This window comes from Enterobacter cloacae complex sp. 2021EL-01169, from assembly GCF_020733125.1.
GTDB classification, from domain to species: Bacteria; Pseudomonadota; Gammaproteobacteria; order Enterobacterales; family Enterobacteriaceae; genus Enterobacter; species Enterobacter roggenkampii.
Genome location: NZ_JAJFTC010000001.1, coordinates 796,072 through 809,924, shown reverse-complemented (window position 1 = coordinate 809,924; position 13,853 = coordinate 796,072). Strand labels below are relative to the sequence as shown.

Here is a 13,853-nt window from a genome sequence, read left to right as displayed (position 1 = left end):
GCAACAAGTTACTAACAAGACCGTGGATGGTAATATTTTGAAAGATAAGGGACATAAAAAAGCCCCGCGACAGGCGAGGCTTTATGTCTGAGAGTGAAGTGCCGGGCACTTCAGTCAGCAGCGGTTCGATCAGATAGCAGTTACGTTAACTGCAGCTGGGCCTTTCTGGCCGTCCTGAATTTCGAACTCAACGTTCTGGCCTTCAGCCAGAGTTTTGAAGCCGTTACCCTGGATTGCAGAGAAGTGTACGAACACGTCTTTGCTGCCGTCAGCAGGAGTAATGAAACCAAAACCTTTAGACTCGTTGAACCACTTAACTTGACCTTTAATCTTTGCCATTTTGCAAAATTCCTTAGAGTGTTTTCTTAGCCCGCAGGCATTAACTGAGATAAAACTGAGACATTACTGCATGAGGCACTAATATAAGGTTCGGCAGAGAAGCGGTATTCAACGACAACGTGTTTACTCAGGACTTCTTTACTGAAAATGCCACACATAAACAGAACTGTACCTCGTTTGACCCAAAACGTGTTATCACACACTATGTTTAATATGGCAAGCCATTTTTAAACATGTCTCGATCCGCCGCACAAATTCGAACAGTGCCTGTCATGTTTTGCACAATTATGCGCATCGCGTACAGACAGCCCTGCTGCGTAACAAAGACCCAGCATTGCTTGCACAACCGCTGTAATCTAAGACTTTTTTAACATAGCTCATTCATTACGAACCGTCCAGCAACCAGGAAAAGAAATCTTTCGTCCTGATTGAGTTAGAACAATTTGTGAAAAGTTATGCTTAAATCATTGTAACGCGACCAAATTGTTTCAGAGAAAAAACACTGTTAAAAACCCGCTTCCATCTGTATTAAAATGCACCAGCGAATAAACAGCGTTATGCACCAAAATAATGAAATTTTTATGACTCTGCATCAAAAGAAGGCAAGCAAAACGTTTCGATAAAAATAAAACATTCCCAGGCGCGTTTACATCAAGAATATATGCAACAATTTATCGCTTCGTTTAGAAGGATAAATATTCACCAATTTTCAGTATCCTGAAAGAATGGTTAACTGGTGCTAAATTATCGAGTGCGTGAGTTAACTCCTGCACAGGTTCATCTAAGGATTCATCTGCCAGTTCAAACACGCCCCAGTGAATAGGGAACGCCAGAGGTGAGCCCAGCTGCTGCCACAATGCCACCGCTGATTGCGGATCCATATGATGAACAGCCATGAACCATCGTGGGGCATAGGCACCAATCGGCAACGCGGCGGCATCTATCTGGCCCAGGCGTTCAGGAATCAACAACAGCTCAGGCGAATAGCCGGTATCACCGCTGAACCAGAAACGGTGATGCCGTCCTTCCATCACCCAGCCGCACCATAAGGAACGATTGCGGTTCCATGGTGTGCGCATGCTCCAGTGCTGCGCCGGCACGGCGGTCAGCGTCATCCCCTGCCAGGTGAAACTCTGCCACCAGTCGAGTTCGACCACGCGTTTTGCTCCCCGGCGACGAAACCAGTCGGCCAGGCCCAACGGAACGAAACAACAGACGTCGGGAAAGCGCTTGAGGATCCTGCGAATGGTTGCGTCATCAAGATGATCGTAATGATTATGGGAGATGACAACCGCATCAAGCTGATGAAGTTGCTCGACAGACAGTACGGGAGGCGTTTTGCGCTGGGGTCCCAGGAAAGGCAGCGGAGAAGCACGTCGTGAAAACACCGGATCGGTAAGGATGATATTGCCGTCCAGCTGCAGCAACACGCTCGCGTGTCCGAGCCACCACACCCCATCTTCATGAGATGCCGCAAGCTCAACCGGTTGCCACCACTGGCGGATGAAATCGTCATAACCCAGCGCGGGCGGCTTCGGTAAACCGGCCTCTTTGCGCGCTTTACGCCAACGGTCAAGGTCACCGGGTTGATGTCCGACAGGAAGGGTATTACGAAAACCGTTCGGGGTATGATGTTTCAGGGAGGGGTCATACCAGGGATTTTTCCAGACCACAGCCACCTCCCAGGACTAAAAAGATTAACGCTCAGCCACCAGGCGGATAAAGTCGTCTTCGTCTTTGTTATCTTCAGCGACCGCGTCTTTCGGCGCGTCTTTCTCTTCCGGTTCGTTAGCCTCGCAAAGACGGCGTAGCAATGCATTCTGGCGTTTTTGCTGATCGAGCAGCGCTTCCAGCAGTTCGATCTGCTCATTTGTACGCGAACTGGCCCGATTCACGAAAAACCAGATGACCAGCCCCACAAGCAGAACCACCAAAGAAATCATCAGGGTTGCCATATTCAGCAACCCTGAATTCAGTAACTCACCCATTTCACCACCTCAATAAAAACGTCTATTTTACCACTGGCGTGAAGGAAGGAAATCACGTTGAGAAAAAATGTGTATTACCACGGAATAAATTTGTTGATTGCGCAAACGCCGCTAAAAAACTGTACATCCTGATCGCACATCACATTGATCGTCTGCGTCCATAACACCACGCACGCTATCAGTACGATAATCAGAATTACCCAGCGTATTTTTTTCACTCCACACTCCGTCTAAGGACCTGATGTAACGAGATTATCACGCTTATCTTAAACAAGGGCTAACTGCGCCTCCATCGCGGTTTTTAAGAATGCTGCACTTGTTTCATTGCGTAAACACGTTACGCTAGCATTACGATAACAACGATAAAAGAGGTAATAATGCGATTCATCATTCGAACAATTATTGCACTGGCCCTTGTCTGGATTGGCCTTCTGTTAACGGGCTATGGTGTGCTTGTGGGGAGCACAGAAAACGCAGCCGGGTTAGGCATTCAGTGTAAATACCTAACCGCACAAGGAATGAGCACCGCCCAGTATCTGCATACTGACAGCGGGATCATTGGCTTAACCCAATGTCCTGTACTGCGTAAAACATCCGTCGTGATTGATAACGGCTAATCAGCCAGGTTCATGAGGCATAAAAAACGCCGCATCAGATGCGGCGTTTTTTCATTTCAGCAGGGATTAAAACGGGTAGTCGTGATAGCCCATCTGTTCAGAAATTTTACGTGCGGCAGTGTGCAGAATAGACACATACTCATGAAGACGCTCTTCGGAGAAACGTAAGGTTGGGAAAGAGATACTTAAGCCCGCAATCACCACCCCAAAGCGGTCAAATACCGGGACGCCGATACAGCGCAGCCCCTCTTCCTGCTCTTCGTTATCTTCGCCATACCCTTGCTCGCGCACGCGGTCGAGCACCGTCAGCAGCGCTTCCGTACTGGTAATGGTTCGTTCCGTGCTGCGTTTGTATTCCACGCCGTCGAGGATCTGCTCCACTTCCTCGCGATCGCGCCACGCCAGCAGAACTTTACCAATCGCGGTACTGTAGAGCGGGTTGCGGCGCCCAATGCGCGAATACATGCGCAGATTGTACATGGAGTCGATTTTATGGATGTAAACGATGCTGTCTTCATCCAGCGCACCGAGATGAATGGTCTCTTTGGTCAGGCGAGAGATTTCACGCATCTGAATGTCCGCGCTGCGGATCAGGTCAACATTTTGTAGCGCACGCGCACCTAATTCAAACAGCTTCAGCGTCAGAGAATATTTTTCAGATTCGCCTTCCTGCGCAACGTAACCCAATGACTTCATGGTTTGCAAAAAGCGATAAACGGTGCTTTTTGACATCATCACGCGCTGTGACAGCTCTGTAATACCTATTTCACGCTCTTCTCCAAGCGCCTGTAAGATGCCAAACACCTTCAGCACGGAAGAAACAGAATCTGGTTGTTTATCCAAATCCGCAATAGCCATTTACCACCTCATAGCGAGTGTTTTATAAAAATCAGAACTGGTTTTTATTATAAGTTCCCGTCATGTCAGCTGCAATCAATCCGCGTTTACTTCGTTACAAATCTGCGACATATCGCGGCTGTAACAATGCTAAAATAGTTACCCTGAGAATAATTTCACGCTGAGCTTTTTACTCCTGATGGACAAGAATCTTTCCGATGGCCTGCCATTACCCCAGCGGTATGGCGCAATAGCGACCATCATTATCGGTATCTCCATGGCCGTCCTTGACGGCGCGATTGCCAACGTTGCCCTGCCAACCATCGCCAGCGACCTGCATGCCTCACCCGCCAGTTCGATTTGGATTGTTAACGCCTACCAGATTGCGATTGTGGTTTCACTGCTCTCGTTCTCTTTCCTGGGCGATATGTTCGGTTACCGCCGGGTGTATCAGTGTGGCCTGGTGGTTTTCACGTTTACCTCCCTGTTCTGCGCCCTTTCAGATTCACTGCATACCCTGACGCTGGCGCGCATCGCCCAGGGTTTTGGCGGCGCGGCGTTGATGAGCGTAAACACGGCGCTGATCCGCTTGATTTATCCCCAGCGCCATCTGGGGCGCGGCATGGGGATAAACTCGTTTATTGTGGCCGTCTCTTCTGCCGCCGGGCCAACCATTGCGGCGGCGATCCTTTCCGTCGCGTCATGGCAATGGCTGTTCGCCATTAACGTGCCGCTGGGTATCCTCGCCATCTTCTTTGCCCTGCGCTTTCTTCCCGCTAACGGTCCCAAAATCAGCATGCCGCGCTTCGACGTGACGAGTGCGGTGATGAATGCCCTGACCTTCGGCCTGCTGATTACGGCGCTGAGCGGCTTTGCGCAAGGACAATCGCTGATGCTTACCGGCGCGGAGCTCATCGCCCTGCTGGCGATCGGCTTCTTCTTTGTTCGCCGCCAGCTCACCCTCCCCGCGCCTTTGCTGCCCGTTGATCTGCTGCGTATTCCCCTCTTTTCGCTCTCCATTTGCACGTCCGTCTGCTCTTTTTGCGCCCAGATGCTGGCTCTGGTTTCTCTGCCCTTCTTTCTGCAGAGCGTGGTAGGCCGGTCAGAAGTGGAGACCGGACTGCTGCTCACCCCCTGGCCGCTGGCGACCATGGTGATGGCCCCGCTGGCAGGTTACTTAATTGAACGCGTTCATGCCGGTTTACTCGGGGCGCTGGGGCTGGCGGTGATGGCGACAGGCCTTTTCGCACTGGCACTGCTGCCCTCGTCGCCTTCCGATCTGGACATCATCTGGCGCATGATCCTCTGCGGCGCGGGGTTTGGGCTGTTCCAGTCCCCCAATAACCACACCATTATCACCTCAGCACCGCGACATCGTAGCGGAGGGGCCAGCGGCATGTTGGGAACCGCGCGTCTGCTTGGGCAAAGCACCGGTGCGGCGCTGGTCGCCCTGATGTTTAACCTCGCAGGCCAGAACGGCAACCATGTTGCCCTCCTCACCGCCGGTGTACTTGCCACCCTCGCGGCTATCGTCAGCGGCCTGCGGGTGACCCAGCCCAGGGTTCAGGCATAAAAAAAGCCGGGCGGAGTGTTCTCCTGCCCGGCTTATTGTGTTTTGTTGCGTTACTTCAGGTATTCCCCACTGCGCAGCGCTTCAATACGTTTATCCAGCGGCGGGTGAGACATAAACAGCTCGCTCAGCGATTTGGATTTACCGTTAATGCAGAAGGCCATCATGCTGTTCGCTTCCTGCGGCTCGTAGGAGGTTTTCAGACGCTGCAGCGCGGCAATCATCTTCTCGCGACCAACCAGCTTCGCAGAACCGGCATCCGCGTGGAATTCACGGTGGCGGGAGAACCACATCGTGATGATGCTCGCCAGAATACCGAATACCAGTTCCAGCACCATCGACACGGCAAAATAGATCAGCGGGTTGCCGTTGCTCTCTTCGCCTTCGTCACGGTTGCCGCCCATGAAGCCAGCGGCAATCTGCGCCAGAATACGGGAGATAAAGATCACGAAGGTGTTTACCACGCCCTGAATCAGGGTCATGGTCACCATGTCACCGTTTGCGATATGGCTGATTTCGTGGGCGATAACCGCTTCGGCTTCGTCACGGCTCATGTTCTGCAGCAGTCCGGTGCTAACAGCGACCAGTGACGCATCGCGACGGGCACCCGTGGCGAACGCGTTGATGTCCGGAGCATGGTAAATGGCCACCTGCGGCATGGCGATCCCGGCCTGACGGGACTGCTGAGCCACCGTATTCATCAGCCACTGTTCCATATCGTTACGCGGCTGTTCAATAACCTCACCCCCTACCGATTTCAATGCCATCCACTTTGACATCAGCAGGGAGATGAACGAGCCACCAAAACCAAACAGCAGCGCCATAATCAACAGACCCTGAACGCTGCTCGACTGAATTCCTGTCAGGCTTAGCACGAGCCCGAAAACCACCATCACCGCCAGGTTGGTGAGCAGGAAGAGCGCGATTCGCATCATAATTTTCTTTTTACCTCAGTTTAACAAAACGCACTATGCGATTACCCACATCGTATGGGTATTGAGGCTATTTTCAAGCATCCGGCGGGCGTAAGTCACCAGAAAGACACAACTTTACACAATTGAAAATCTGGCTGACGGAAGGATGAAGAACAAAAAGAAACAGGCACAATCTCTTGTGCCTGTTGGGAGGTTATTTTGCCGGAGCGGGCTGTACGGCAGGTTTCTCTTTTTCCTGATTCGCCAGGTCGAGCGCGATATGCACCGTCTCGTCGAGATACGGATCCGGCTCCTGGTAATCTTTTGGCAGATCGTCCAGTTTCTTGAGCAGAGGTTTACCTTCACGCTTGAAGCGATCGTTGATACGCGCCAGGCGGGTTGCATCGTCTTCGTTGTTCTCTTTTTCACGCTGAGCGTAGTTCAGAGAAACGATATTCCGCTTATCTTTCAGGGCATTGAATCGGGCAATATCCTTCAGGATGTACTGGAACTCCGGATCTTTCGCGATGCGGTCGTTATGCGCCTTCAGCAGCTCAGGGCCAAATTGCGTCATATCACCCGCTTTCACGTAGGTCGCGGCATTGATGCTGTCCCACGGCAACGCGTTATCTTCAAACTTCTCGCCAGTTTCCGTCTCCTGGGTGCCTGTCGGCATGATGATGTCCGGCGTGACACCCTTACGCTGCGTACTGCCGCCGTTTACGCGGTAGAATTTCTGAATGGTGTACTGAACCGAGCCCAGTGCAGGCCATTCCGGACGCAGCATTTGATCGTAAATCCGATTCAGAGAGCGGTACTGCTGAACGGTGCCTTTACCGAAGGTTGGCTCACCGACGATCAGCGCGCGGCCGTAGTCCTGCATGGCAGCGGCGAAGATCTCAGATGCAGATGCACTGAAGCGGTCAACCAGAACCACCAGCGGGCCTTTGTAGTAGACCACACCGTCATTGTCCGCATCTTCACGCACTTTACCGTTGTTATCGCGCACCTGAACCACCGGGCCAGATGGGATGAACAGGCCAGAGAGTGAAACCGCTTCCGTCAGCGCCCCTCCGCCGTTACTGCGCAGGTCGATGATGATGCTGCTGACGTTCTGCTTTTCAAGTTTCTGCAGCTGAACTTTCACATCGTCAGTCAACCCGACGTAGAAGCCAGGAATATCCAGGACACCCACCTTCTCTTTACCCACGGTTTTCACCGACATTTTCACCGCGCGATCTTCCAGACGGATACGCTCACGGGTCAGGGTAACGATACGGGTTTTGGTGCCTTTTCCGGCTGGCAGAATTTCCAGACGAACCTTGCTGCCCTTCGGACCTTTGATCAGCGCAACCACGTCATCAAGACGCCAGCCGATCACATCGACCATGTTCTGGCCGGTTTGTCCCACACCCACAATGCGATCGCCTACGCTAATGGCTTTGCTTTTGGATGCCGGACCACCCGCGACCATCGAATTGATCACCGTATAATCATCGTCCATCTGCAGCACCGCGCCGATACCTTCCAGAGACAGGCTCATTTCGGTATTAAACTGCTCGGTGTTGCGAGGTGAGAGATAGTTGGTGTGCGGATCAATTTCGTGCGCAAAGGCCGTCATGGCCAGTGAGAAAACATCCTCACTGTTGGTCTGTGCCAGGCGACGAATGGCAAATTTGTAACGACGCGTCAGCGTGTCACGGATCTCTTTTTCGTCTTTGCCGGTGAGCTTAAGGCTCAGCTCGTCGTATTTCACTTTGCCGTCCCACAGCGCATTCAGCTCGGCTTCATCTTTTGGCCAGGGCGCTTTGCTGCGGTCCAGATTGAAGGTGTCGTTGCCGGTGAAGTCCATCGGACGTTCCAGCACTTTCAGCGCGTACTGATAGCGTTCGAAGCGGCGCTTTTGCGACAGGTTGTAGAGATCGTAGAAGAGATCCAGCTTGCCTGAACGCAACTCGTCACCCACCTCGGATTTCCGCTTAGCGAACTGCTCGACATCGCTGGCGAGCAAAACGTTATGGCTGTAATCCAGCAAGTTCAGATAGCGGTCAAAGATTTTGGCCGAAAAGGCCTGATCGAGATCGAACTGACGATAGTGCGAACGGGTGAAACGTGAGGTCACGCGCTCGCTCACCGTCGCGTGCTGCGTCTCTTCCTTGAGTACCGGAATTTGATCAACACGCGTGATATCGTCCACTGCAAAGGCGTGACCTGTTATAGCAAACAGGCCCGCCAGCGCGGTGAGCTTAAAAAAAGTGTTCATGCCAGGCTTGGCCTCCGTTTCAGAACAACAAGTGTTCTGCGCGTACAATCATTGACATACCAGAAGTCAGCTGTACACGAACGCCATCTTTGGTGATTTCCAGTACGGTGGCGTCCATAGCATTGTTACCCGCTTTTACCTTCAGTGCCTGACCCACGCTCAGGGCGTTGATGTCAGAAACCGGCGTATGGCGCGGCTCTTCACGAGGCGCACGCGGGGCTTTTGCTGCTGGTTTGTCTGCACGCGGTTTGCGATCGTTATTATCGTGACGACGCGGCGCAGGGCGTGGTTTACGCTCACGACGAGGCGCTTCTTCCTGGCCGTTTGCCGCGGCGGCTTCGCGTTTTTTCGCTTGCTGTTCTGCACGTTGTGCCTGAACGCGTGCTTTGGCTTCTTCCAGCTGCTTGCGCGCGTGCTCAACGTGCTGCTCGTCCAGCTCACCGCAAGGGTTGCCGTCGAGATCCACGCGGGTCGCGCCAGGTTTGATACCGTACAGGTAACGCCAGCTCGAAGTATAAAGACGTAAGGCGGAACGCAGCTGAGTTTTGCTGAGGTTCATTTCCCCTTCAACACGCGCCACCAGATCCTGAAAAATACCGACTTTCAGGGGACGAGCTTCGCCTTCCGCGCTGAAGCACTGCGGGAAACGCTCGGCCAGAAATGCGATAACTTCTTTACTGCTATTCAACTTAGGTTGATTTTCCATGAAATTTCCTGATTACAACGGACGTTGCCAACAAGCGCAGGCATGAACAGGCGTCATTATAATGACGCTATCAGTAAATGCTACGTTATCCGTTGATTATCATGCGACGCTCGCAAAGAATTTTTGATAATCGGTTGCTGCGAGTACGTTTTCCAGATTCGCCACCAGCTCGCGCAGCCCCTGTTCGTCCTCGGTTGTAAAGCGACTGAAGACCGTACTGTCGATGTCCAGAACGCCAATAATCTGATTTTTGACCACCAGCGGCAGAACGATTTCAGAATTACTGGCGGCATCACAGGCGATGTGCCCGTCAAACGCATGAACGTCTTCCACACGCTGGACCTGATTCTCGGCCACCGCCGTGCCGCATACGCCACGCCCTACCGGAATACGCACGCAGGCCAGTTTGCCCTGGAACGGACCGAGCACCAGCGTTTCACCTTCCAGAAGGTAAAAGCCAGCCCAGTTCACGTCAGAGAGACGTTCAAACAGCAATGCGCTAGTATTTGCCAGAGTGGCTAAGAAGCTGGTCTCACCCGCCATCAATGCCTTAAAATCGCGGTTCAGATCCGCGTAGAATTCTGTTTTGTTCATTATTCAATCACTTAGTTGTCTTACAAAATTACCGCATAGCCTATTAAAATAAGCATTAAATGCGCTCATGCTCAAGATGAATCCGTTCATGAGTTATTATAACTTTCAACAATACTTATTTGTGCGCAGCTGATGGCCTTAAAAACAACCAAAATTACGCCGACAAGAAAGATAACTGTCCATACGGTAAGCGAAGCTTTGCCTCGTGCACATTATCAGCGTTGCCCCCAGTGCGATACGCTTTTTATGTTGCCGAAGATGAAATCGCACCAAAGTGCCTTCTGTCCCCGCTGTGACGCCAAAATTCGCGATGGCCGCGACTGGTCGTTGACCCGCCTCGCCGCCATGGCCGTCACCATGCTGCTGCTGATGCCCTTCGCCTGGAGTGAGCCGCTGCTAAAACTCTACCTGCTCGGCGTGCGCATTGACGCCAACGTGCTGCAGGGCATCTGGCAGATGACCCGTCAGGGCGATCCCATCACCGCCGCGATGGTGCTGTTCTGCACCGTCGGCGCACCCCTGGTGCTGGTTGCCGCCATTGCCTATCTCTGGTTTGGCAACATTCTTGGCATGAACCTTCGCCCGGTGCTGCTGATGCTGGACAAGCTCAAAGAGTGGGTCATGCTGGATATTTATCTGGTGGGCGTGGGGGTTGCGTCAATAAAGGTGCAGGACTACGCCTTTTTGCAGCCCGGCGTCGGACTCTTTGCCTTCATCTGTCTGGTATTGCTGAGTATCCTGACGCTGATCCACCTGAACGTTGAGCAGCTCTGGGAGCGATTCTACCCTCAGCGCCCCGCCACGCGTCCCGATGAAAATCTGCGCGTCTGTCTGGGTTGCCACTATACCGGGTTGCCCGACACGCGCGGACGCTGCCCGCGGTGCCACATTCCGTTGAGACTGCGGCGCAATAACAGCCTGCAAAAATGCTGGGCGGCGCTGATCGCCTCCCTGGTGTTTCTGATCCCCGCCAATATGCTGCCGATTTCCATCATTTACGTGAATGGTGGACGTCAGGAGGATACTATCCTTTCCGGGATTATCTCCCTTGCGCACAGCAATGTCGGGGTGGCGGCAATCGTCTTTATTGCCAGTATCCTGGTTCCCTTTACCAAAGTGGTGGTGATGATTACCCTGCTCATCAGCATTCACTTAAAGTGTGAACAAGGTTTACGGACCCGCATTTTGCTTCTGCGATTCGTCACCTGGATTGGCCGCTGGTCAATGTTAGATCTGTTCGTGATTTCGCTGATGATGTCGCTCATCAATCGCGATCAGTTACTTGCTTTTACAATGGGACCCGCGGCTTTTTATTTCGGCTCTGCGGTGATATTGACTATTCTTGCTGTGGAATGGCTGGATAGCCGCTTACTTTGGGATGCACATGAGTCAGGAAACCCCCGCTTCGCCGACTGAAGCGAGAATTAAAACAAAACGCCGCATTTCGCCATTCTGGTTGCTGCCCGTCATCGCCCTGATGATTGCAGGCTGGCTTATCTGGACAAGCTATGAGGATCGCGGCAGTACCGTCACCATTGATTTCCAGACCGCCGACGGCATCGTCGCCGGGCGAACCCCCGTACGCTTCCAGGGGGTTGAAGTGGGTACGGTTCAGGATATCTCCCTTGGAAAAGGGCTGAACAAGATTCAGGTGCGGGTCAGCATTAAATCTGACATGCAGGATGCCCTGCGCAGCGAAACGCAGTTCTGGCTGGTGACGCCAAAAGCCTCGCTGGCCGGTGTTTCCGGTCTGGATGCGCTCGTCGGCGGTAACTATATCGGCATGATGCCCGGCAAAGGTGAGCTGCAGGATCACTTTGTTGCTCTGGATACGCAGCCCAAATACCGCCTCAATAACGGCGATTTGATGATTCATCTCCAGGCGCCGGACCTCGGTTCCCTGAACAGCGGCTCCCTGGTCTATTTTCGTAAGATCCCGGTTGGCCGCGTGTATGACTACGCGATTAACCCGAATAAACAGGGCGTCACCATTGATGTGCTGATCGAGCGCCGCTTCACCAATCTGGTGAAAAAAGGCAGCCGCTTCTGGAACGTGTCCGGCGTGGATGCCGACCTCAGCCTGAGCGGTGCAAAAGTGAAGCTGGAGAGTCTGGCCGCACTGGTGAACGGCGCCATCGCCTTTGACTCCCCGGAAAACTCAAGCCCTGCCACGGCTGATGACACGTTCGGATTGTACGCCGATCTGGCGCACAGCCAGCGCGGCGTGATCGTCAAACTCGCCCTTCCCGATGCTAAAGGACTAAAAGCGGGTTCAACGCCGCTGATGTATCAGGGTCTGCAGGTCGGCCAGCTCACCAAAATGACGCTCAACCCGGGCGGTTCGGTCACTGGCGAAATGACGGTCGATCCGAGCGTGGTCGATCTCCTGCGCGAGAAAACGCGCATCGAAATGCGCAGTCCAAAGATCTCCCTGAACGATACCAGCCTCAGCACGCTGCTGACCGGCAATACCTTTGAGCTGATCCCCGGGGAAGGTCAGCCCAGCAATAGCTTCGTGATTGCCCCGGCGGATAAAGCCCTGCTGCAAAAGCCGGGCGTCGTGACGGTTACGCTCAATGCGCCAGAAAGCTATGGGATTGAAGCCGGTCAGCCGTTGATTTTACACGGCGTGCAGGTGGGACAGGTGCTGGAGCGGAAGCTCTCCGCGGATGGGGTGCAATTCTCCGTTGCCATCGACCCGCAATACAGAGACCTGGTACATGGCGACAGTAAATTCGTGGTGAACAGTCGCGTCGACGTGAAGGTAGGTCTGGACGGCGTGGAGTTTCTCGGCGCCAGCGCCAGCGAATGGGTGAACGGCGGCATCCGTATTTTGCCGGGGGATAAAGGCCCCGTGCGCGACAGCTACCCGCTGTATGCCAACCTTGAGAAAGCGATTGAAAACAGCCTGAGCGATCTTCCTACCACCACGCTGACGTTAAGCGCCGAGACCCTGCCGGACGTTCAGGCGGGCTCCGTGGTGCTGTATCGCAAGTTTGAAGTCGGGGAAGTGATCACCGTTCGCCCGCGTGCCGACGCCTTTGATATCGAACTGCACATCAAGCCGGAGTACCGCAAGCTGCTGACGCCGAACAGCGTCTTCTGGGCTGAAGGCGGCGCGAAAGTGCAGCTGAACGGTAATGGACTGACCGTGCAGGCCTCTCCGCTGTCACGCGCGCTGCGCGGGGCGATTAGCTTCGATAACCTCAGCGGAGCGGGCGCGAACCTGCGTAAAGGCGATAAGCGAATTCTCTTCCCGTCCGAGACCGCCGCACGCGCCGTGGGCGGGCAGATTACCCTGCACGCGTTTGACGCCGGCAAGCTGGCGGAAGGCATGCCCATCCGCTACCTGGGCATTGATATCGGGCAGATCCAGAAGCTGACGCTGATCACCTCGCGCAACGAGGTGCAGGCTACCGCCGTGCTCTACCCGGAATATGTGCAGACCTTTGCGCGCGCGGGTTCGCGCTTCTCGGTGGTGACACCGCAGATCTCGGCCGCAGGCGTTGAGCATCTCGACACCATTTTGCAGCCGTACATCAACGTTGAGCCCGGCCAGGGCAATGCCCGTCGTGATTTCGAGCTGCAGGAAGCCACGATCACCGACTCGCGCTACCTTGGTGGCCTGAGCATCGTGGTGGAAGTGCCGGAAGCCGGCTCGCTGAGCATCGGCACGCCGGTCCTGTTCCGCGGCATTGAGGTCGGTACGGTCACGGGCCTGACGCTCGGGACGCTCTCCGACCGCGTGATGGTGGCGCTACGCATCAGCGAACGCTACCAGCACCTGGTGCGTAATAACTCGGTGTTCTGGCTGGCATCCGGCTACTCGCTGGACTTCGGCCTGACGGGAGGCGTGGTGAAAACCGGGACCTTCAACCAGTTCATTCGCGGTGGTATTGCGTTTGCCACACCGCCGGGGACGCCGCTGGCGCCGAAAGCGCAGCCGGGTAAACATTTCCTGCTGCTCGAAAGCGAACCGAAAGAGTGGCGCGAATGGGGAACCGCCCTGCCGCGTTAATCTGCAA

At 53.9% G+C, this 13,853-nt stretch carries 13 protein-coding genes and 1 pseudogene; 4 read left to right on the top strand and 10 right to left on the bottom strand.

The genetic code is table 11. The features are described from left to right. Nucleotides 1-129 precede the first annotated feature (129 nt). The 5 genes and pseudogenes from cspE to mgrB form a co-directional block, all read right to left on the bottom strand. Nucleotides 130-339, bottom strand: a complete 210-nt coding sequence (gene cspE / locus LLF79_RS03745; RefSeq protein WP_001062678.1) for a transcription antiterminator/RNA stability regulator CspE — start codon at nucleotides 337-339, stop codon at nucleotides 130-132. 13 nt (nucleotides 340-352) lie between these two features. Continuing rightward, a pseudogene (locus tag LLF79_RS03740) lies at nucleotides 353-497 on the bottom strand (DUF2627 domain-containing protein). A 525-nt stretch (nucleotides 498-1,022) separates the two neighbouring features. Continuing rightward, nucleotides 1,023-2,012, bottom strand: coding sequence for an MBL fold metallo-hydrolase (locus LLF79_RS03735; RefSeq protein WP_227879109.1), 990 nt, complete (start codon nucleotides 2,010-2,012; stop codon nucleotides 1,023-1,025). A 24-nt stretch (nucleotides 2,013-2,036) separates the two neighbouring features. Beyond that, a complete protein-coding gene (locus LLF79_RS03730) occupies nucleotides 2,037-2,327 on the bottom strand; it encodes a YebO family protein (RefSeq protein WP_181367712.1) in 291 nt (96 codons plus the stop codon). Between the two features lie 74 nt (nucleotides 2,328-2,401). After that, a complete protein-coding gene (gene mgrB, locus LLF79_RS03725) occupies nucleotides 2,402-2,545 on the bottom strand; it encodes a PhoP/PhoQ regulator MgrB (RefSeq protein WP_006175995.1) in 144 nt (47 codons plus the stop codon). Between the two features lie 159 nt (nucleotides 2,546-2,704). On the opposite strand from mgrB, the gene LLF79_RS03720 reads away from it, so the two are divergent. Then, a complete protein-coding gene (locus LLF79_RS03720) occupies nucleotides 2,705-2,944 on the top strand; it encodes a YobH family protein (protein ID WP_008500483.1) in 240 nt (79 codons plus the stop codon). 66 nt (nucleotides 2,945-3,010) lie between these two features. On the opposite strand, the gene kdgR is transcribed toward LLF79_RS03720, so the two are convergent. Next, complete coding sequence (gene kdgR, locus LLF79_RS03715) at nucleotides 3,011-3,802, bottom strand: DNA-binding transcriptional regulator KdgR (protein WP_025910101.1); 792 nt, start codon at nucleotides 3,800-3,802, stop codon at nucleotides 3,011-3,013. A gap of 178 nt (nucleotides 3,803-3,980) precedes the next feature. Between kdgR and LLF79_RS03710 the strand changes: the two genes are divergently transcribed. After that, nucleotides 3,981-5,354, top strand: a complete 1,374-nt coding sequence (locus tag LLF79_RS03710; protein WP_032675029.1) for an MFS transporter — start codon at nucleotides 3,981-3,983, stop codon at nucleotides 5,352-5,354. Between the two features lie 50 nt (nucleotides 5,355-5,404). Here LLF79_RS03710 and htpX read toward each other — a convergent pair whose 3' ends face one another. The 4 genes from htpX to LLF79_RS03690 all read right to left on the bottom strand — a co-directional run bounded on the left by htpX (nucleotide 5,405) and on the right by LLF79_RS03690 (nucleotide 9,828). Next, nucleotides 5,405-6,286: a protease HtpX gene (gene htpX, locus LLF79_RS03705; RefSeq protein ID WP_014884290.1), complete on the bottom strand. Its 882-nt coding sequence runs from the start codon at nucleotides 6,284-6,286 to the stop codon at nucleotides 5,405-5,407. 193 nt (nucleotides 6,287-6,479) lie between these two features. Beyond that, nucleotides 6,480-8,528, bottom strand: coding sequence for a carboxy terminal-processing peptidase (gene prc / locus LLF79_RS03700; protein WP_008500478.1), 2,049 nt, complete (start codon nucleotides 8,526-8,528; stop codon nucleotides 6,480-6,482). A 19-nt stretch (nucleotides 8,529-8,547) separates the two neighbouring features. Beyond that, nucleotides 8,548-9,234 (bottom strand): RNA chaperone ProQ, encoded by a 687-nt coding sequence (proQ, locus tag LLF79_RS03695; protein ID WP_014884292.1) that lies wholly within the window; start codon nucleotides 9,232-9,234, stop codon nucleotides 8,548-8,550. A gap of 99 nt (nucleotides 9,235-9,333) precedes the next feature. Beyond that, nucleotides 9,334-9,828, bottom strand: coding sequence for a GAF domain-containing protein (locus LLF79_RS03690; protein ID WP_227879108.1), 495 nt, complete (start codon nucleotides 9,826-9,828; stop codon nucleotides 9,334-9,336). 132 nt (nucleotides 9,829-9,960) lie between these two features. Here LLF79_RS03690 and yebS point away from each other — a divergent pair, with 132 nt between their 5' ends. Both yebS and LLF79_RS03680 read left to right on the top strand, forming a co-directional pair. Continuing rightward, a complete protein-coding gene (gene yebS, locus LLF79_RS03685; RefSeq protein WP_021240425.1) occupies nucleotides 9,961-11,244 on the top strand; it encodes a membrane integrity lipid transport subunit YebS in 1,284 nt (427 codons plus the stop codon). Continuing rightward, nucleotides 11,213-13,846, top strand: coding sequence for a PqiB family protein (locus tag LLF79_RS03680; protein WP_227879107.1), 2,634 nt, complete (start codon nucleotides 11,213-11,215; stop codon nucleotides 13,844-13,846). The genes yebS and LLF79_RS03680 overlap by 32 nt, the downstream gene beginning before the upstream one ends. Nucleotides 13,847-13,853: the final 7 nt, after the last annotated feature.

Coding starts and splice junctions, on each gene's coding strand:
- cspE (WP_001062678.1), bottom strand. CDS start 339: ATGGCAAAGATTAAAGGTCAAGTTAAGTGGTTCAACGAGTCTAAAGGT.
- LLF79_RS03730 (WP_181367712.1), bottom strand. CDS start 2,327: ATGGGTGAGTTACTGAATTCAGGGTTGCTGAATATGGCAACCCTGATG.
- LLF79_RS03720 (WP_008500483.1), top strand. CDS start 2,705: ATGCGATTCATCATTCGAACAATTATTGCACTGGCCCTTGTCTGGATT.
- kdgR (WP_025910101.1), bottom strand. CDS start 3,802: ATGGCTATTGCGGATTTGGATAAACAACCAGATTCTGTTTCTTCCGTG.
- LLF79_RS03710 (WP_032675029.1), top strand. CDS start 3,981: ATGGACAAGAATCTTTCCGATGGCCTGCCATTACCCCAGCGGTATGGC.
- htpX (WP_014884290.1), bottom strand. CDS start 6,286: ATGATGCGAATCGCGCTCTTCCTGCTCACCAACCTGGCGGTGATGGTG.
- prc (WP_008500478.1), bottom strand. CDS start 8,528: ATGAACACTTTTTTTAAGCTCACCGCGCTGGCGGGCCTGTTTGCTATA.
- proQ (WP_014884292.1), bottom strand. CDS start 9,234: ATGGAAAATCAACCTAAGTTGAATAGCAGTAAAGAAGTTATCGCATTT.
- LLF79_RS03690 (WP_227879108.1), bottom strand. CDS start 9,828: ATGAACAAAACAGAATTCTACGCGGATCTGAACCGCGATTTTAAGGCA.
- yebS (WP_021240425.1), top strand. CDS start 9,961: ATGGCCTTAAAAACAACCAAAATTACGCCGACAAGAAAGATAACTGTC.
- LLF79_RS03680 (WP_227879107.1), top strand. CDS start 11,213: ATGAGTCAGGAAACCCCCGCTTCGCCGACTGAAGCGAGAATTAAAACA.